The sequence below is a fragment of the Aeribacillus pallidus genome (genome assembly GCF_050478865.1).
Classification (GTDB): Bacteria; Bacillota; Bacilli; order Bacillales; family JACDOC01; genus JACDOC01.
In genome coordinates this window covers 37,970-56,907 of sequence record NZ_JBCNBW010000064.1, presented here as the reverse complement: position 1 = coordinate 56,907, position 18,938 = coordinate 37,970, and the positions used below count along the sequence as shown (strand labels likewise).

At 39.1% G+C, this 18,938-nt stretch carries 15 protein-coding genes and 3 CRISPR repeat arrays (1 of these 18 cut by a window edge); of the genes, 1 reads left to right on the top strand and 14 read right to left on the bottom strand.

Annotated features, from left to right (window positions below; translation table 11 throughout):
* Positions 1–383: 383 nt before the first annotated feature.
* Together ABES52_RS13985 and ABES52_RS13980 are read right to left on the bottom strand one after the other, a co-directional pair.
* On the bottom strand, positions 384–791 hold the full coding sequence (locus ABES52_RS13985) for a hypothetical protein (RefSeq protein WP_429651799.1): 408 nt from the start codon (positions 789–791) through the stop codon (positions 384–386).
* A gap of 83 nt (positions 792–874) precedes the next feature.
* Complete coding sequence (locus ABES52_RS13980; RefSeq protein WP_429651798.1) at positions 875–1,888, bottom strand: M14 family zinc carboxypeptidase; 1,014 nt, start codon at positions 1,886–1,888, stop codon at positions 875–877.
* A 122-nt stretch (positions 1,889–2,010) separates the two neighbouring features.
* On the opposite strand from ABES52_RS13980, the gene ABES52_RS13975 reads away from it, so the two are divergent.
* Entirely contained in the window at positions 2,011–2,265 is a 255-nt protein-coding gene (locus tag ABES52_RS13975) for a YhdB family protein (RefSeq protein ID WP_429651797.1), read from the top strand.
* A gap of 51 nt (positions 2,266–2,316) precedes the next feature.
* Here the strand turns inward: ABES52_RS13975 and ABES52_RS13970 are convergent, their stop codons facing one another.
* The 12 genes from ABES52_RS13970 to ABES52_RS13915 form a co-directional block, all read right to left on the bottom strand.
* Positions 2,317–3,537: an MFS transporter gene (locus tag ABES52_RS13970; RefSeq protein ID WP_429651796.1), complete on the bottom strand. Its 1,221-nt coding sequence runs from the start codon at positions 3,535–3,537 to the stop codon at positions 2,317–2,319.
* 403 nt (positions 3,538–3,940) lie between these two features.
* The gene (locus ABES52_RS13965; RefSeq protein WP_429651795.1) at positions 3,941–4,447 is read right to left on the bottom strand and encodes an NADPH-dependent FMN reductase; all 507 of its coding nucleotides are present in this window, start codon (positions 4,445–4,447) and stop codon (positions 3,941–3,943) included.
* 137 nt (positions 4,448–4,584) lie between these two features.
* A complete protein-coding gene (locus tag ABES52_RS13960) occupies positions 4,585–5,229 on the bottom strand; it encodes a response regulator (protein ID WP_429651794.1) in 645 nt (214 codons plus the stop codon).
* A 13-nt stretch (positions 5,230–5,242) separates the two neighbouring features.
* Positions 5,243–6,355 carry a GAF domain-containing sensor histidine kinase gene (locus ABES52_RS13955; protein ID WP_429651793.1) on the bottom strand — a complete coding sequence of 371 codons (1,113 nt, stop codon included), beginning with the start codon at positions 6,353–6,355 and terminating at the stop codon, positions 5,243–5,245.
* A gap of 249 nt (positions 6,356–6,604) precedes the next feature.
* Positions 6,605–8,623: direct repeats of the CRISPR family, unit length 30 nt; unit sequence GTTTCAATTCCTCATAGTTAAGATAAAAAC.
* A gap of 106 nt (positions 8,624–8,729) precedes the next feature.
* A CRISPR array of direct repeats spans positions 8,730–9,225; the repeat unit is 30 nt; unit sequence GTTTCAATTCCTCATAGTTAAGATAAAAAC.
* 196 nt (positions 9,226–9,421) lie between these two features.
* Positions 9,422–10,582, bottom strand: coding sequence for a type III-B CRISPR module RAMP protein Cmr6 (gene cmr6, locus ABES52_RS13950; RefSeq protein WP_429651792.1), 1,161 nt, complete (start codon positions 10,580–10,582; stop codon positions 9,422–9,424).
* 19 nt (positions 10,583–10,601) lie between these two features.
* Positions 10,602–10,979, bottom strand: coding sequence for a type III-B CRISPR module-associated protein Cmr5 (gene cmr5 / locus ABES52_RS13945; protein ID WP_429651791.1), 378 nt, complete (start codon positions 10,977–10,979; stop codon positions 10,602–10,604).
* Positions 10,980–10,993: 14 nt separating this feature from the next.
* Entirely contained in the window at positions 10,994–11,878 is an 885-nt protein-coding gene (cmr4, locus tag ABES52_RS13940) for a type III-B CRISPR module RAMP protein Cmr4 (protein ID WP_429651790.1), read from the bottom strand.
* Entirely contained in the window at positions 11,878–13,005 is a 1,128-nt protein-coding gene (cmr3, locus tag ABES52_RS13935; RefSeq protein ID WP_429651789.1) for a type III-B CRISPR module-associated protein Cmr3, read from the bottom strand. The genes cmr4 and cmr3 overlap by 1 nt, the downstream gene beginning before the upstream one ends.
* Positions 12,977–14,635 (bottom strand): type III-B CRISPR-associated protein Cas10/Cmr2, encoded by a 1,659-nt coding sequence (cas10, locus tag ABES52_RS13930; protein ID WP_429651788.1) that lies wholly within the window; start codon positions 14,633–14,635, stop codon positions 12,977–12,979. The genes cmr3 and cas10 overlap by 29 nt, the downstream gene beginning before the upstream one ends.
* Entirely contained in the window at positions 14,632–15,531 is a 900-nt protein-coding gene (gene cmr1 / locus ABES52_RS13925; RefSeq protein WP_429651787.1) for a type III-B CRISPR module RAMP protein Cmr1, read from the bottom strand. Before cmr1 ends, cas10 begins: the two co-directional genes overlap by 4 nt.
* 13 nt (positions 15,532–15,544) lie before the next feature.
* Complete coding sequence (gene csx2 / locus ABES52_RS13920; protein ID WP_429651786.1) at positions 15,545–16,873, bottom strand: TIGR02221 family CRISPR-associated protein; 1,329 nt, start codon at positions 16,871–16,873, stop codon at positions 15,545–15,547.
* 5 nt (positions 16,874–16,878) lie between these two features.
* Positions 16,879–18,075 (bottom strand): CRISPR-associated protein, encoded by a 1,197-nt coding sequence (locus tag ABES52_RS13915; RefSeq protein ID WP_429651785.1) that lies wholly within the window; start codon positions 18,073–18,075, stop codon positions 16,879–16,881.
* 347 nt (positions 18,076–18,422) lie between these two features.
* Positions 18,423–18,938: a CRISPR direct-repeat array (repeat unit 30 nt; unit sequence GTTTCAATTCCTCATAGTTAAGATAAAAAC); it runs 969 nt beyond the window's last position.

Below are 18,938 nucleotides of genomic sequence, written 5' to 3'. Positions count from 1 at the left end.
GATTTTAGTTATCTTGTCTATTTGGTTTATAGAAAGTTCATTAATAACGTGCAACATATTGTGCCATCAGAAAAGCATTATTCTGTTCTACATTTACCATGCAAAAAAGCCCGGCAACATGCCAAGCTCTTATCTAGGTCGAGATTGAAGCTCCTCTATGATTTTTTCACGACGAATCGGAAATTAACAGAAAAACTGTATGTATGTAATGATTAGTTCTTTGTCATTTGGATCAATTTTACACATGTCGAGAGTCTTTCACGTACCTGTCTATTTTAAAGGTACGTTCTAATAAAGAACAATGTTTTTTAAAACTTAAACATAAAAATAAGTTGCCATAATTGGGAGGTAAACGACTGAATTCTGTAGTTATATTCTTTTCCCTACGACTCCCGTTTAAAAACCAAAGCACTTTTTCCCCCTACATACGCCATTGGTAAATAAACCGCTAGACCGACGACCCAAAACCAGATCGGATGCGGTAACAATATAAGATTCAACAATCCCATGGCCATCAAGATTCCGCCCGTGACGAGTGGTAAGCGACGTTGATGACGTTTAGCAATGAGTTGAGTGACCAACCCACCTACAAACGAGCCAACTGCCCAGGCGACAGCCACTAGTACTAGTGCTCCAACAGGTGCTTGTTGAATGAATTCGCGAAGTGCGTCTGGATCATTGATGTTTATGTCCGCTGGTGGTGGATAAAAAATATGGCTAATCGTTTCGAGAAAAAAAATGGCTACTCCGCCAGCTACTAAACCAGCTACAACGGCCAAAAAGGTTCTCATGACGGTAACTCCTCTCCATCCATAGAAATTTTTTCTATCCTTATTTTAATATCGAACATATGTTCTTGTCAATTAATATTGAATTATTTATATTTTTGTTCATTGTTCTGTTCTTTATTCGGTAGGAATAATTTTCTCGCTTCCGCAACTAACATCATCCCAACGAGTCGATTGCGTTCGTATTCTTCCGGAAAGATGGTTAACGGTGGATTTGTTTCCCCGACATACGGACTTAATTCAATGGTCATCGCCGGTCTGTGGTACGTTTGAATAAACCAATCGGTCATCCCTGCCCCCATCGCATGTGGATCGGGGGTAGATAGTGGGTACCGAGTCAGACGAAATACCTTAATAGCTAATTGATGATCCCTTTGTGTAAATCTTCCATTATTGTAGAACCAAAAAATTTCACGACCGGATGTATGGTAGCTGATGGCAATCAACGGTTTCCAACCCTGAATCGATCGAACGAGTGCTTTTACTTCCCGCGCTTCAAACGGTCGCTGTCCTTTATAAAATTGATAATACGGAGAGTGAACACCTGTATCTAATTCCTTCCATCCTGCATCGTACTGCCGGTTTAAGTCAATACCAATTCCATTTGCTTTCCATCGTTGAAAGTTGTTCGAATAGTCGTTCATCATCCAGACAGCGTTTCTCCATCGCTTTGGTACGGTATGAAGGCCTTTTTGTTGAATCAACACACCATCGGGATTGATCATCGGCACAAACCAAATGGATACTTCATTTAGTAAGCTCGATGGATAGGGTCCTATGGCTGTTGACTGTTGATACGCTTGAGCATATTCTTCTAACATTTTCATCATCACCATTGTGGATAGCCATTCGCGTCCGTGATGCGCACCGACGATTAAAATGACATCCTTCCCTTTTCCTAAACGAAAAGCCCAAAGGTCTCGTCCAAACGTACTTTTTCCAATGGATTGCACAACAACAGATTCATTAAATTGTTTTTGAAATCGGTGAACATCATTTGCTAACTGTGAATATGAATAAGGTACATCTGTTTGTATATTCGCATGTACAAGGGGAGTAAAAAAGAAAAAACAGCCAATCCAAAACAAAATATGTTTCATACTTCCATCCCCTATTCATTTATTGGTAATGCCGTTATGACGGGATGACCAACTTTTTCAGTGAAACAAACTTCGATTTTCTCATACACTATCCTTAACTCCTTTCGAAGGAGGAATGACCATTGAACAAAGTTGATTACGATCGCGCTTTATATTACACCCACCGTTCAGAGTGGGATAACTTGCTCATCTTAATGGTTCGAACGAAAGACGACTTTCTTTCGAAAAAAATTGAACATTTCTTGCGTGCCTACCAATTTTCACATGATTATTCTGTCATTGAACGAAAATTATATGCATTGTTACGTTATATTGACCATGCCAACGAAACCGCAGCGAATCAGCAATTGGAAGAAACATTTATGTGGATGACATAAACAGGCAACCATCACACACAAAAGAAACTTTCCATCAAAAAACACGGCTTGTTACATAGCCGTGTTTTTATTTAAGGATGATTGATTTACCAATTGTTGGGCTGAAAGAAAAACGACCAATGTAGCAATAATAAGAATAACGGATAAAATATAGAAGCTGACGGTCACGAATTGGTGGGAAACGAGCGCCGTAAAAGTGGATAGCAAAACGATTCGAATCCCTAGACCAATGACTCCAAATAACGCCGTCACCCGTCCTATAATTTGATTAGGGACGATTTCCATGACTAATGTGTTCCGTGCCACCCGTGAACCTGCATTTCCAAACGCCATGAAAAATACGAGTACATAAAAAATTGCCAGTTGCTTAAACAAAAGAACGCTTGTAATTCCAATCGTATACAAGGTGACGGTCATCATGATCGTTTTCATCGAAGTCCATTTTCGAACAAGGATTGGAATCGCTAGCCCGGCAACAATTGCCCCAATGCCATATACCGTTGTTTGCAACGAATACGCCGTTCCACTAACTTGTAATTCTTCCGACAAGTATACTGGAAACAAATAGTTCGTCATCATCACACCAATAAACGGCATAAACGAACCGAGAAGAAGGAAAAACAACATCGGTCGTCTTTTCATATAACGAAACCCTTCCAGCATGTTAGAGAAAAAGGATGGAGAGGTAACATCCCGCTCTCCTTTTTTATAAGGAATGAGCCAAAAAAGGAAACAGGCGAGTAAATATGTAGTCGCATCCAAAAGTAAAATCCATTGTAGATCAACAACTGTCAGTAAAAAACTACTAATTCCACCTGCCAACATCGAAGCAACTTGACCTTGTACTTCCATCGCTCCATTCAGCGTATGGTAAACATCTTCATCAAACACCTCTTGGATAAACGCAAACATCGTTGGATAAAACAAATTGTAATAAAGCGTTCCTATCGCATAAATCAACAATAGTTGAATCGTCTCGTACCCATAAATAAACCCTTGAATGGTAAAGAACGTGATAACGAGAAATCCTAGTGCTTCTCCGGTAAGCAATATTTTTTTTCTAGAGAAACGATCCACCATTAGGCCAATCCATGGGGAAAGAAAAAAATGAATAATGGTCATCGTTAACGCCATTTGCCCGAACACTTTTCCACCATCCACTTGCACGAGCAACCATGGCACAGCAATCATCGTAATTCCTGTTCCAATGGATGAAAAAACGTTCGCGAAAAGTATTAAAAGAAACCGTTTATCCCGAGTTAATGTGCTCATGTTCTTTCCCCTTTCGTTGAAACATGTGAGCTGGTTGATAACTGGGGTACAAAATGGGGTTAATTGGCCACATGGGAAGTGCATGATAGAAATGACTAACGTTTCTTCAATAAAGATTTTTTATCGTAATTCAATCATTCCTCGCCAATTCCAGCAAATTGCTCACTGATTTTGGTATTTTACTTGCAGATTCATTCATTTACTAGGTGACTTTACTTTCCATTTCATTGAATTTACTTGCCGTTTTACGAGATTTACTTTCCATTCCATTGAATTTACTTGCCGTTTGCCGAGTTACACTTGCAGTTTATCTAATTAACATGCCAGTCTACATTTTACTTACTGACTTCGTACCAACAGACCTCTTTCTTGAAAAACTATTCTTAAAATCCACACGTATTTCTTATGATTTTTCCGCGTATAATTTAAGCTCTTCTACTAATTCGTGAACTTTTTGTTGAGCGCTTTCTGTCAATGTATCACCTACAAAATCGACCGGATCTAACACGAGTTGGCGAGGAATGACATTGGCATAGACACCACGAGCTACGGTGCGCATATTCGCTAAGCAGTTGATGCCCCCTTTTCCACCGCCAGCACAAGCAAGTAAGGCCACCGGTTTGTGTGCAAATTGCTCGCTACTTAAAAAATCGAGCGCATTTTTTAACGCACCGCTCATGCCGCTATGGTATTCGGGTGAGGCTAATAGAACACCATCTGCCTCTTCCATTAATGTTCGAAGCTTATGAACAAGAGGATGATGCTTTTGCTCCTCTTCTCCGTTAAAAAGAGGCAGAGGTTGGGTTGCTAAATCGAAAAGCGTCATGTTGTATTGATTTGCTATATAAGTTGCCGCTTTTCGAGTTCGACCATTTTTCCGTGGACTTCCGTTTATAATGACGATTTTCATGTTGAATAACTCCCTTCCAATCTTTCTGTACTATTAGTGTACGCAAATCCATGCAATAAGCTCATCCGCATGAATAAGGAAAATGCCTCGTCAAATCGGTCGATTTTTTGAATCCCTCTTTCCGTCAAAAGTCGGATTTATTCATCCTTCACTAGACCATGTTTGACCGCAAATAACGCCGCTTGTGTTCGGTCGGCCACGTTTAATTTGGCTAAAATATGTGATACGTGCGATTTGACCGTTTTTTCGGTAATAAAAAGCGAGGCCGCGATTTCTTTATTGCTTTTCCCTTTCGCGATTTCTTGAAGAACTTCTTTTTCCCGATTGGTTAACACGCTAAACGGATCTTCTTTCGTTTCTTTTTGGGTAAACCGTTGAAACAAATGCGTGGTTGCTTTTGGATGTAACGTTTTTTCTCCTCGAACGGTCCGACGAATCGCTTCCACCAGTTCATCCGGTTCAATGTCTTTTAACTGATACCCAGCGGCTCCTGCTTCGATCGCTGGAATAACATGCTCTTGGTCGGAAAAACTCGTTAGCATTAAAATCTCTACATTTGGGACGGATTTTTTAATTTCTCGTGTGGCTTCGATTCCATCCATCACCGGCATGACTAAATCCATTAACACGATATCCGGCTGGAGCTTTTTCGCTAGTTCCACTGCTTCTTCCCCGTTCTTCGCTTCCCCGACAATCTCAATATCTTTTTGTGTTTTTAAAAAAAAGACGAGTCCTCGTCGAACCACGTGATGATCGTCGGCAATCAATACCCGAATGGCCATCTATGTTCCCCTCCTAGTATTTAATTTTTACGTTTACTTTCGTCCCCTGACCTGGTTTGGTTTGTAATTGAAAAGAGCCCCCAATCGATTCAGCACGTTCCCGCATACTTTGAATGCCAACCGATGGAAGGTCCGATGTAGGTGAATAATAAAAACCAGAGCCTTGATCGGCAATCGTCAACGATACTTCGTCTTGATCGGCATACAAATGAATGGTGACGTCTTTTACTCCCGCATGCTTTTTACAATTGTTTAACGCTTCTTGACTAATACGCCATAACACTTCCTCGACTTTAGACGGTAGTTTCACGACTCCTTTCACGTTCATTTGGACCGATAAGCCAAGAACATCCGCATACGCTTGAATCGCTTGCACTAAGCCGTGCTCTAATCCTTTTGGACGCAGCTGCCAAATAAGCGCGCGCATTTCCGTTAACGCTTCTTGCGCGAGCTGTTGAATCGTCGAAAATGTTTCTTTTAATTCTGGTGAATCGGTTTGCTCCATCCCGCCTCGAGCCGTTAGCGACAAAGAAAACAACAGTTGATTCACGGAATCATGTAAATCGCGCGCTAAACGATTACGCTCTTCCATGAGGGCGACGTCTTTTTCGTTTTCCGTTAACCGAATGCGCTTAATCGCCGAGCCAATTTGAAAGGCGACCGATTCTAAAAGAGCTAATTCGTCGTCTGTAAACTCTTTTTTATAGGGCGAGGCGACATTGAGTAAGCCGAACCGCTCTTTTCCAGAAATAAGCGGCACCGTCGCATGATACAAAATCCCGTTCGTTTCCTTGCGCTTTTCCTCGAGCACATCTTCAATCCGTTTACACGATATGATATTCGTTGCTTTATTCAAACGACCATTCCGAAATCGGTCAACACACCAACAACCACCTTTTTTCATCGACTGACAACCGTTTCCTGAAAGAGCGGGTGGTAAATTCTCATACGCTGCTAATTGGTGTCGTCCCTTTTCATCGATCAAGAAAAACCAACCGGTCGAAAAACCCGTTAGCTGCAATAACTTCTTCAACACACCGGAAAGCAATGACTCAATGGCCGTCTCTTCATTTACCAGCTCTGCAATTTCTTTCAAAATCCGGAGGTGATTTTGTTTAGGTTGCATACCGTCCCTCTTTTCCTTACAGTCTTACAATTATTATACAAAATTACACTCCCTTCCCCTATTCGTTCAAGGTACGACCCGTTGTCAGACTAAAGTAGGAGAATAAAAAAACACCAGGCAGGGCTGGTGTGGAGAAAAGGTTTAACGTTAAACATTTTTAGAATCATTTATACAAAGAGTTATGTTTTACCCCCATAGTTAAGATAAAAACCAAAGTTTTAGTAAGACTCGCATTACCATATTTATTGGGTTTCAATTCCTCATAGTTAAGATAAAAACTTTTCAATTCGAGATAACATCCGAAGAGGGTATGAATTGTTTCAATTCCTCATAGTTAAGATAAAAACTTCGCCAGTCTCCGCCACTCATTCAAAAGCATTCCAGTTTCAATTCCTCATAGTTAAGATAAAAACTTGTTTCGTCATGGGCAATATTCACTATGATATTCAAGTTTCAATTCCTCATAGTTAAGATAAAAACAAAGAGCACGCATCGCAAAACGAGAATACCAATCCTAGTTTCAATTCCTCATAGTTAAGATAAAAACCGAAACGCTCCGGGGAAAACATGGGTAACGAATGATGGTTTCAATTCCTCATAGTTAAGATAAAAACTTGTTGTCTTCCCGCCACCAGTTCGACCAGTGAGAAGTTTCAATTCCTCATAGTTAAGATAAAAACCCTTTTTTCTTTTCAACCTCTTTTCTGTTTCAATTCCGTTTCAATTCCTCATAGTTAAGATAAAAACTATTCGCTATCAGTTGCGAAACGACTACATCACACCAGAGTTTCAATTCCTCATAGTTAAGATAAAAACAGTATATCAAGCGCGGAACCAATGAGACACCCAATGGTTTCAATTCCTCATAGTTAAGATAAAAACTACTCAACAGAACAAAAAAAGGGGTGTTGAGTATGGGTTTCAATTCCTCATAGTTAAGATAAAAACCAACCAACGTTTCGTGTTTGATTCGGCGGTGTTTCTTTTGTTTCAATTCCTCATAGTTAAGATAAAAACAAGTAAATTAAACAAAGAAGAAAAAGAACGTTTACTGTTTCAATTCCTCATAGTTAAGATAAAAACGAAGAAGCACATCTAAATTCCCAGTGATGGCATCAGGTTTCAATTCCTCATAGTTAAGATAAAAACGCGATTCAATTCGTTTTAGGTTATACTCTCTATATAGTTTCAATTCCTCATATTTAAGATAAAAACGGTAGTAGAACGCGTGTTCGATTTGCGAGGGGGTGGTTTCAATTCCTCATAGTTAAGATAAAAACATGCTTGTTTGGCTATCGCAACAGCTTCATCAATATCGTTTCAATTCCTCATAGTTAAGATAAAAACAGTTTTGCGATCAAGTCCGTTTTGTTTAGCAATCTCGGTTTCAATTCCTCATAGTTAAGATAAAAACGGTTTATGCGTGATACGGACAATATCACCCTTGCGAGTTTCAATTCCTCATAGTTAAGATAAAAACGCATTTTAGCAACCTCAAACAACCAACTGTGACATGGTTTCAATTCCTCATAGTTAAGATAAAAACGATTTCAAGGTGTTTTGCTTTTACTTCCTTCCGCAGTTTCAATTCCTCATAGTTAAGATAAAAACGTGGAAGCGCGCCGAAACGCTTTACTTCGACAAGGGTTTCAATTCCTCATAGTTAAGATAAAAACGAATATGTCGAGTTCGAGAAGTACGACCAAACCGAGTTTCAATTCCTCATAGTTAAGATAAAAACTGGTCAACTTTGTGGAGATTGTGACAAGGGAGGAGAGTTTCAATTCCTCATAGTTAAGATAAAAACAGTCGCCCTCCTTTCGGTTTAGTTTTCGTCTTCGAGGTTTCAATTCCTCATAGTTAAGATAAAAACGGACATTTTGCGCTTGAAAGTCGGCGACGTTCGCGGTTTCAATTCCTCATAGTTAAGATAAAAACGACGTGAATCCGTCTTGATATTCCCCGTTAACATAGGTTTCAATTCCTCATAGTTAAGATAAAAACCGAAAAAATCCAGTCCTGCATGGTATGAGGAGGAAGGTTTCAATTCCTCATAGTTAAGATAAAAACGCTTTACTTTGATGTTAGGGACTGGATAGAGAGTAGTTTCAATTCCTCATAGTTAAGATAAAAACCGCGTGTTCATTATCGGACATCATCGAGGAAACAGGTTTCAATTCCTCATAGTTAAGATAAAAACGGGTTCTTCCCATCACCTGTTTTACGAGCTTCCTTTGAGTTTCAATTCCTCATAGTTAAGATAAAAACTTCCAAACGCTGCCGCAATTTGTAATGCGGTGTATTGTTTCAATTCCTCATAGTTGTTAAGATAAAAACTTGAAAGAAAAGTTGTTGAAAAAATTAAAGTTTTAAACGTTTCAATTCCTCATAGTTAAGATAAAAACTTCAATGCGTTGTTTTGCCTGTTCGACTTCACGAAGTTTCAATTCCTCATAGTTAAGATAAAAACGCGTTTACTCGCCGTTCGGTCACGAAGACATTAGCGGTTTCAATTCCTCATAGTTAAGATAAAAACAGGGATCCAATCACAGGAAAGAGAAGACAGAAAACGTTTCAATTCCTCATAGTTAAGATAAAAACTTCTTATAGTTCATCCGATTATTACAGTCAGCCTGTCTTGTTTCAATTCCTCATAGTTAAGATAAAAACCAGCTTCTTCTTTGTTGGTCATAAAGCCACACTCAAGTTTCAATTCCTCATAGTTAAGATAAAAACATGCTCTGAAATTTGGGATAGTTACATTGAACTGGAGTTTCAATTCCTCATAGTTAAGATAAAAACTAATCCCCATGAGAAACACTCCGAAAGAGAATAGGAAGGTTTCAATTCCTCATAGTTAAGATAAAAACCCCAAAAAACATTGATACTATAATATTTTCATAATAAAAGAATCCCTGTTATTTTCATTTTATCGGTAAGGTAAAAATTTATCAATTTTTTTCTGTGCTTTTCATTTCTTCAATTTTCTCTTCTTTTTTTCTAAAAATAAATTGTCGTCGATCCCCTAGGTTTTTTGCACGATTGGAGGTCGACGACATTTTTTCGTTACTCACCAAGCAATTGTTTAATAGCTTTGACTTTGTCATATTGTTTTTTCTTTTGTTTTTTTACATTCCAATTACCGGTTTGTTGCCAGTATGCTTTTAACGCTTCTGCAGCTCGATGATTTTGTAGGGCTATTACTTCGTTGTACAGTTCTGTTTTACTCTTTTCTTGATCAACAGGGCTATCAGTTAACCTTTCAATCTGAAAAACTAATCTTTCATCCGCTGACATTTCAGTTAGACGTGATTCCTCTTCTTTTCGACGTTTTTCCTCTTCCTCTTTTTGTATTCGTTCTACCTCTAACAATTTTTGTTTTTTTTCTCTTTCCAGCTTACGCGTTTCAACTAAAGGAAAAAACTCGGTTTCAGTCACGTCTTCAATACTGGTAAAATAACCGTACCCCGATGATGTCTTTGAGCCAATTCCTAATTCTGATAAGGCCTGAGCTGTCCAGCTAGCTGCTTCCTTTAATAATTCCTCACTTGATTTTTTATCATACTTACTAGTGGTTAAATAGATATCAACATCGGAAACAGTCACTGTTAAAAATGTTACCGGATTCGGCTTTTGATCATCTGTTGCCGCCTTTCGACCACTATAATAATCATTGAAATGAACCGTTAATACATCCGGTTCAATCGTTAAATGATTCGTTAAGAATATATCATGAAACTGTACCGTTCCTCGCTGCTCCTGTGTTCCAAACACAAGCGCACCTTTTGGATGCAATGCTAATTGTTTTTCTTCCCCATCACAAAACGCTTGGATAAACCAATTGCGGACAACACCTTTTAAACTCGAAGCTGGGATATATGGAACCCCATACACAGGGTGGAGGGTCAGCGATGTTTCGCGAACATGTCCTCCCCCTAATCCGTGGATAATGCGGGCAATCGGTTTTGCATTTAGTTGACGAACGTAATAATAGCTTGATAAATCAGCAAACGCCATTCTTCGTTGTTGTGCTGTATTTTCCGCCATTTTTATTAGCTCGCGGCGAATGGGAATAGGATCAAACTTTTTCTTTGGAACGTACTTGACCTTCCAATTTTTTTCATAAAGAATGTATTGATCGAAATGAACATGGTACCATAAATGGGCAATTTCGTTTTTATTCGCAGGATTAAAAGCTTCTTTCGTATCAATTGGATGAAACAGCATGACATCCTCCCCTTTACGGTTATTTCGCCATGCCATCGGCAAATTTGCGCATCCAGTTTAATAATGCAAGTACCTCCATCGTCAGCACGCGATAGTCTGCACTTTTTAATCCTATGACAACTTCTACGAACTCTTTGTTATGCTCTTTGAAATATTGCGAATACTTTTCCTTTAACCATGTATGTAGTTGATCATAAATCACCCGGTATTCCTTCCCTTTTTGGTAACAAAAAGCCAGTGATTGTCCTAATCCATTCACTTGAATAAGAGAAGGCATTTTTTTCACATATGAACGGTAACTTTCGAATTTCACCTGATTGTCTTGGAAAGCATTCTTTACGCTCTCAAATGCAAACGATGCTCGTCCGTTTTCAATACTAACACGTTCAGCTGCCATGACTTTCAACCCCTTTATACCCAAATTCTCCGAAGCATTCCGCGACCAAGTGTGCTGTTCCCACCAAGCTGGAAGACATCAGGAAACCGTCCTTCCACCACTAAGAATTTTTCCACGTCTTCAGCTGACTTTAACCCTTCAACGCCGTTCCCGCGAATTTGACCAATGTAGAGGAAGCTGTAGAAAATCGTTTCCGGCGGAACATTTTCTTCATACCAAAGTGCTCCATTATCAACTGTTCCTGTCTCTTGGTTAATTTTAATACGCGCATTAATTTCAGTAGATAATTTCACGAAATCTGTAAAATCGTCATCATCTAATACAACGATACGATCACGCAAATCCGTGTACAACTCTTTCTTCACTAAAGAGGACAGTTGTTCAGCGAGTGTTTTTACCTCGTCGGTGATGTTTACGGAGAAATTATATTCTTCTAAAACAATATTCCCGTTAGCAACGATTAATCGTTCAGAAGATACCGTGTTAGCTCCTGGTACCACAAGCGGCTCAAGATTTGATTGATGAAGCATCATTTCATCATTAAAGCGTTTCAATACTTGCGGACATGTAATCCAAGCAAACACACCGCGCATGGATTTAACCGGGAACAATAGTATTCTTGCATCACTTAGTGCAATTGCGCTGGATTGGGTATCGTTATTATTCTGCTCTTTCTTACTTGAACCAAAAATTAGCTCAAATTTTTTCTTTTCATCTGGTTTTAAAGGAGCTTCAATTGTGTAACGAAGTGCCCCTTTTAACGAAGAGCTTTCGATTTTCGGAAAACCAGTATGTTTTTCCCGCTGAATTGGTAAATCTACAAGACCGATTTCACTGCCACTTCCTGCGTGAACAGACGTAATGGCATGTAATAAAAATGGACGAACTAACGTATACATTAGATTTCCTCCTTCATTTGATTTCCGCTGGCGATTACCGCAAATCCAAATCCTTCATGTGCACCTTCATCCGTCAAATGTAAGCCGTTAGCAATAGAAAGCAGTTCTGTAACTTGTCCCTTCTGTACCTTAACATAGAGCACAGAACCAGCCGGAACCATCGGCTTCCGCGGTTTTGGCCGATGATTGGCAATATCCCATCCGCCATATAATTCTGGTCGACCAATGGCAGCGGCTAATAATTTCACTCTAAGTCCGTTTGGCAATATGATGTGTTCACCGTCAAAACTTTCTGGTCGTGAACCGTTTTCCCAAATTGCTGGCGCCAATAATATGATTTTAGCGATGTTCGTCTTCTGGATTTGCTTGGATAATTTTTGCAGCTCTTCCTCCGTCCAAAGCGAGAAAACTTCTTCATTTTGTTTGACAATCCACGGACGATTTTCTCCGCCAATGCGCGCAAATTTTACAGCTGAAAAATCAGGACTAGAAGAAGTGTAAACGACAAAGGCACCCTCCTCTTTAAATCTCCATTTCACCATCTGGTATAGATAATGCTCTTCCGCCTTTCTCTCTTGATAATTAAGCGCAATTCCTAATTTCTCTTCACCCGACAACATCTGAGCGGCATGAGATAAATGGTGAATAGGCTGCTGCTGAAGAACTGCTTCTTTCCAATGCTGAATGGGCACATATTGCTGACTAGAACTTTTCGATTTTTCATTTCGGCTCGAAAATAATCTCCACTTTCCAGGTTGTGAAGAAAGCTGCGTATCTTTTTTTAATTGAAGCGGATACGCAATCGTTTTCTCGTCAGCTTCCACAACTTGATAATCTAAAGGAAGCGGAAGGAATAATGTTTTGTTGTACTCCAACCCGCAATAAGTAATCTGAAATTCTCCAAATTCGTTTTGTGTCCCCATCCATTTTTTTACTTTTTCATTTCTTTGTTGGGCGAACTCTTCAAACGTGGCGTGCTCATGAATAAACGCTGCCCGCAATGCACCATAAATAGTGTTTGGTCTTGGAGGGAAAATACCGTCCATCGCTGTATCATTTCCAGCCTCAGTTACCTGGTGATTTTTAAAGAAAAATGTATCAACCGGTTTTAACGTCAGCTTTTTCACTCTTTTTTCCCTCCGATCTCTTAAAGAATGTCAACATTTTCAACAGATTCAAGAAATCATAGCCTGATCTTGAGGCATTATGTAACATTAACAATACTTCCACGTGCTGTTCCAGCGATTCTAGTTTTCTTCCCTCTTTTACCGAACGCTTTAATAAACGCCGCAATTCCACTTGCATCATCTCATGATTCTTCAGTTTTCGATACTCTTCGCTTTCATGCAGCAGCGGGAAGAAGGCGTGAGAAAAATGATAAATAAACGTAGAAGATAAATCGTTCTGTAACAATGAAATAAAATCGTGCAATAGTTCCACCGTCCGTAACGAACCGATTTCCCACGGCAGTATCGCCTCAGAAATCTCACCTGATCTAGTATGAATGGCCAAAGCTAATGCATTCTTATTCGCTTTTGTTTCAGGATTGACATAGCCTTTCGCCTTTTTCTCCAGTTGGCGAACGTTATTTAACAAACTTTGTAAAGGAGCTTTCTTATGTCCAATGACTAATCCAATGGATGCAGTAGCTTTTTCCCCTAGTCCTTGCTCCGGGTTACTAAACGCAAAACGGAGTGCTTGAGCAACGGATAAAGCTTCCTCCACAGGCACAAAAGCGAGCACATCATCGCCACCAGCATATACAAGCCGCCCGTTGTAATCGCTTTCTACAATCTTTGGCACTACTTTTTGGGAAAAATGAGCTAAACGTTCGCTAATATGGCTATAGTCTTCCTTGTTCTCCCCTGAAAACCAATGCCCCATATTATCTCCGTCCATCAGAAGAATTGCATAATATTTTTCTTCACCGATATTCAATACAGACTGGAAGCGCCGGAAAGCCTTCTTATTCCCTAATTTGTTCGTAAAATAATCCCACGCTGTTCGTTTGCCAAGACAAATTCCGCATAAAAATTCGTTGTCTTTAATTCGCCCTGCTTGCTGTTCCTGATCGCCATTGTTGTTTGAAACTTTATATGTTTCTGAACGTTTTTTCCACGTTTCCGAAAACTTCCGTTTCATATCACCATACTTGTCTTCCAACCTTATATCCTCAAGACATAATGCTTCCCGCTCTTTACAAACACTGCATGTTAATCCGTATTGTACGAAACCCGGATAGTGTTTATCGTTTTTTAATGCCCCTAACCGTTTTTCCGCTCTTTCTCTTATTCCTTGGAAATTTATGTTAGAATCATATGGTTCAACAACCCAATACACTTCTAAAAACGCATCAATTTGATTAACCGCTTTTTTCTTTAGCGTCTCTTTTTCTTGTTTATCAAGGGATGGAAACACGGAGTGAATCGCAGAAGTGCACAAATCATAAAACACTCTCCGTACATGCCCCTCTGTTTCTTGTAGGATAGCCGCTGTCTCTTCTACATCTTTGTGAACAATGGCTGTGAAACGGTTCGGCAGTGAGGCAATATGAAGTGTTTTTACATCTGTTTCTTGTATATTTTTCGGAAAAATAAACTCACACTCCGGATCCAACTTGGATAGCATTTTCATCGCTTCACGGATAAAGTGCGATAATATATAACTCCCGCTCCAAAAATCTTCGGTTTTTCTTGCTGATGCGATAAACGATTGAACGGGACCTACCGTAAAAACAACTAAATGTTGATTGCTCATATCCTCACCCCAACTACGCGCAAAAACTCCGCACGATCACGTTCATACTTGCCGTTTTTATATCTTTCGTCCTTTGCTTGTACTTCCGTCACAATCGGATAATACAAATCTCCTATTTTCCTTACCGTACACCATAGCGGAGAAGCAAACCGCGGCTGCACAGAACCTAAATTGCCAAAGCGATTCGCTCTATGTGACGCTTCACCAAATCGTTTCAACACTTCATGTGGTGCTGCCTTGCCCTCACCAATCCATACAGCGGATAATACAGGATGAGGTGTAGTTGCTGGTTTTTTCCGCTTCAACACACCATCCCCGCTGTTAAAAAACGCAAACGGCTCGGCAACACCTAGTTGTTCCAATATTTGCTTTAGAGAAGCGGCAAACATTTCTTTGTTTTCCCACTTATGTTCTTCCCATTGACATGCACCAAATCCGCGTCTTGCCCGCTGCCCCATTCCCGCAAGATGCATCATATACTGGAAATATAAATGATATAATTCAAAGTGTTCGTCATGCTTGCGCAACGTTTGCATAGTTATCACGGCAGTTGTGTTAGCATCAATACTTTTAGGGCGAAAAGGACTACTTTTATGCGGCAATACATTTTCCTGCCTATTCCCTGTTACAGGTTGTTTGAGAATGAATGACACAGGTGATTTTTGTTTCTTCGTTGTACCGCCAAACCACATCTCTTCCTTTTCGCGCAACACGATTGGACGAGGCTCATCTTGTAACGTTCTCCACCAATAACGCAAGATTCCTTTGACAGAAGGAATCCTAAATTCTGCTATTTCTTTTGGTTTTGCTCCATGCATAACCATCGGAGTAACAAACGTTAAAAAAAAATCTTTACGAACAACCGCTGATATCTCTGCTGACCGAGCGATACTCATCGTTCTTTCCCCTTTATACCGTTTTTTCTTTCGAAATTTCCGACATTTTTTCGAACAATAGCTTTAATTCTTTTAAACTTTTAGATAACTGATTATAAAAAACCTTTGCCTCACGAGCATTGGCACTAGTTCCGGCATGATTAATATCATTGCGGTATTCGGTAATAGCGTTAAACGGCTTTAGCCATTCGCGATACGGTTGAAGCTTATCAATCATCTCTTCAACAAAGTTTATATCGCGGACACGCCATTTCTCCTTTGGAATCCGTTCCAATAAAATGCGAATCGCAGAGTGAATATCGCTGCGCTTGTTTTTATCCGTTTTGTCTATATGAAATACTCGGCAAATAGCGGTGACACAGTTCTCTTGTAACAATGTTAGCCCAGGCTGAATAAGTCGGTTTTCTTCACACCATTTTGCCATTACAAAATAATTGTCCAGTTCATCATCTGTAAATGCTTCATATTTCTTTTCGATTTCATCTAATAACGGAATAAGCGGTTTAATTGCATCGGTTTCTAGCTCACGAACTTTATGAAGCTGCTGACGTAATTTTTTAACTTCCTCCGCAATTTGCAGGCTGCGAGACGTTTGCAACGATTTTCCAACCAAGTCGAGCTGATCAGCTAAACCACGCAGTTCTGCCATTTGCCGTCTTTCTTCCGGCTTAGATGACCGATCACGAAATACTTTTCCGACTTCCGTATTAGTTAACTGTTTAATCATCGATGCATCTCCGGTACGAATAAACTGGTCAACTCCGTTCGTCCAATCGAGCAGCTTTGCCATGTTTGTTACATCGACAATCGGCGCAAGACGCTTTTCTGGTGGGATATTATCGACTTCCCATAGATTGCCCAACTGTTCAAATAAACCGTACATGATTTTTCCGATGGACGCCTTTTTCACGAGCCGTGCATAGTTCAATACAATTAGCGCAACAAATGGAATCGAACGGAAACTGTGGGTAATATCGAAATAAATTTGATCGCCTTCTTCGATTTCCTGCAATATCGCATCAAACAACTGCCAATTCGCTGCTTCATCCTGTGAACTCTCGATTTCTACCAATTTTACATTCGCCTCTGGAGCAATGCGATGAAATGCCGTTTCCAATCCTTCCAGCTTCTCGCCTTTGCGCTTAACTTTATCATGCCAATTTTCCTCTTTTGCTTCTTTCGTTACAAAAATAACAACGTCCATTTCTCCATCATTTTTCATAAATTCATAGATTGCTGTTTGGACAAAACGGGTATAAGTCGATTGCTTGCCTTGGTACGTATAAAAACACGGTTTATATTCACTTCGTCCTAAAAAAGATAATAATATTCTTCTTGACATTTCATTCACCTCGAAACAACGAAAGATAAATCTGTTATATCAACAAAGTCTTGCTTCGCTTGATAAATTCCCTGTCCTTTTGCCGCATCTCGTTCATAGCGATTATGGTTCAGCCATAAATAGTTGGCATATAGCGCATCTTCTTTTTCATCATAACGGTAAGCAAGACGAAACACAGTCTGTCCGTTGCTCGCGCCTTTATAAAGATGGTATTGCACTTTTTGTTGATTAATGGTTGGAAACTGTTTTTCATGCATGATTTCTCCCAACCGTCCCTCACCATGCTTTAATTTTTTCACTAACTCGCGCATTTGCTGGATAATAAAGAGCGATTGATGATGGTTTAGCTCCATAAATTCCCGAACTTGTTTAGATACAAAATATCGCGTATTGAATAAATGCTCATATTTGGTACGTTCAAACAAATATTGACCAAATGGAGATAACCCTACTAATCCTTCTTCCTTTTGAAATAATGAAGGATACTGTTCAATACAAGTTTGCTCAAAAGGAGAGAGTTCTTTAAATTTTATATAATCTTTCTGGCATTTTCGAAGAAGCATGATATTCTCGTGAACGAAATCATCATTAATATCTAGAGGTATTGGAGGAATTTTATGTAAAATTTGATGATATTCATGCAGGTAAGCAGTCGGATAATTTAAAAATGAACCGACGATATAACCAAAGGATGTCATCACTTTATATCCTCCGATGGGAGCAAAACATGTAGAGTTTGGCTCTCCTTGTCCTAAGGCATTACTTAACTTCCACATATAATCCCCGATTGTCTTATTCAGTTGTTTTGGATTTTCGACGTCAATATCAACGTATAAAACTTTCACATCCGCCTGAAACTGTTTCTCAAATAAATAACAAAGCAATTTTTCTGTAATAATACCGCCTACCGTCTTAGTCAAGAGAAGAATGATTGTCGGTCGTTCAGAAAGTTCCCCTCTTTTTCTTAATAAATACAACATGGAGTACTCAGCCGACACTTCTTTAGGTCTTATATTCACTTCATGAGCAATACTTTTTGCATATCGTACCCATTTTTCAATATCCTCGTTCATGCTCGACGTTATTTCTTTTTCCTGCAAAGATACATGCAGCTTAGGAAATCCTTCTCTTTTTATAAAAAAAACATTCGACTCCCCTGTTAATAGCGAAACTCCGCACGTCAACACAACAGTATGGTACATTAAACCTATATCAGCTCCTATTATTGTTTGAATTTACTAAATTTTATATTTATTTTAATTGATTACATAATAATCCATCAATACCAAAATAATAAAAAAATCTCTTAGAATTCTAAGAGATTAACAAATCGTCAAGGTATATCGGGATCAAATACCTATATCTAAATCATCGGAATACCTAGCATTGATCAAATTGCTATTAGCTAGGCTACTTTTATCAAGTGACAATTAATTTCTATGTCACTTATCCTCTTTTAAACCAACATATTAAAAACAAAAACTATGAAAGTAAAAAATATTATAAAAACGATTGGAAAATATCAATGGATGAATGCTCGTACACCATAGTTTCAAATCCTCATAGTTAAGATAAAAACTCGACGGAAGCTATGAAGGGGATTTTGCAACCGATACGTTGTTTCAATTCCTCATAGTTAAGATAAAAACAAATCCACCTGCGGTTTATTGTTGAAAGCCGATAAAGAGTTTCAATTCCTCATAGTTAAGATAAAAACTTTAGTGGGGGTTTATTGATATGATATTTATGGTCCAGTTTCAATTCCTCATAGTTAAGATAAAAACTAACTGGCAGAGCAGGAAGAAATACGAGAAGAGATGTTTCAATTCCTCATAGTTAAGATAAAAACGATTGTGCGTCATTGTCCATGAGCAAGCGCGTCAGTTTCAATTCCTCATAGTTAAGATAAAAACGTTCTTTCCGTCATCGCCAACTACGACACATCGCTGTTTCAATTCCTCATAGTTAAGATAAAAACGATGGGACTATATTACAAACGATCATCATGTTTTAGGTTTCAATTCCTCATAGTTAAGATAAAAACGGTGTGATATAGTCGTTCCGC

Bases quoted from the DNA above. Each gene is read 5' to 3' on its own strand.
- ABES52_RS13965 (WP_429651795.1), bottom strand. From the start codon at position 4,447: ATGAAAATCGTCATTATAAACGGAAGTCCACGGAAAAATGGTCGAACT.
- cmr6 (WP_429651792.1), bottom strand. From the start codon at position 10,582: ATGCTGTTTCATCCAATTGATACGAAAGAAGCTTTTAATCCTGCGAAT.
- cmr1 (WP_429651787.1), bottom strand. From the start codon at position 15,531: ATGAGTATCGCTCGGTCAGCAGAGATATCAGCGGTTGTTCGTAAAGAT.
- ABES52_RS13960 (WP_429651794.1), bottom strand. From the start codon at position 5,229: ATGGCCATTCGGGTATTGATTGCCGACGATCATCACGTGGTTCGACGA.
- ABES52_RS13980 (WP_429651798.1), bottom strand. From the start codon at position 1,888: ATGAAACATATTTTGTTTTGGATTGGCTGTTTTTTCTTTTTTACTCCC.
- ABES52_RS13985 (WP_429651799.1), bottom strand. From the start codon at position 791: ATGAGAACCTTTTTGGCCGTTGTAGCTGGTTTAGTAGCTGGCGGAGTA.
- ABES52_RS13970 (WP_429651796.1), bottom strand. From the start codon at position 3,537: ATGAGCACATTAACTCGGGATAAACGGTTTCTTTTAATACTTTTCGCG.
- ABES52_RS13955 (WP_429651793.1), bottom strand. From the start codon at position 6,355: ATGCAACCTAAACAAAATCACCTCCGGATTTTGAAAGAAATTGCAGAG.
- ABES52_RS13915 (WP_429651785.1), bottom strand. From the start codon at position 18,075: ATGTACCATACTGTTGTGTTGACGTGCGGAGTTTCGCTATTAACAGGG.
- cmr4 (WP_429651790.1), bottom strand. From the start codon at position 11,878: ATGTATACGTTAGTTCGTCCATTTTTATTACATGCCATTACGTCTGTT.
- cas10 (WP_429651788.1), bottom strand. From the start codon at position 14,635: ATGAGCAATCAACATTTAGTTGTTTTTACGGTAGGTCCCGTTCAATCG.
- csx2 (WP_429651786.1), bottom strand. From the start codon at position 16,873: ATGTCAAGAAGAATATTATTATCTTTTTTAGGACGAAGTGAATATAAA.
- cmr5 (WP_429651791.1), bottom strand. From the start codon at position 10,979: ATGGCAGCTGAACGTGTTAGTATTGAAAACGGACGAGCATCGTTTGCA.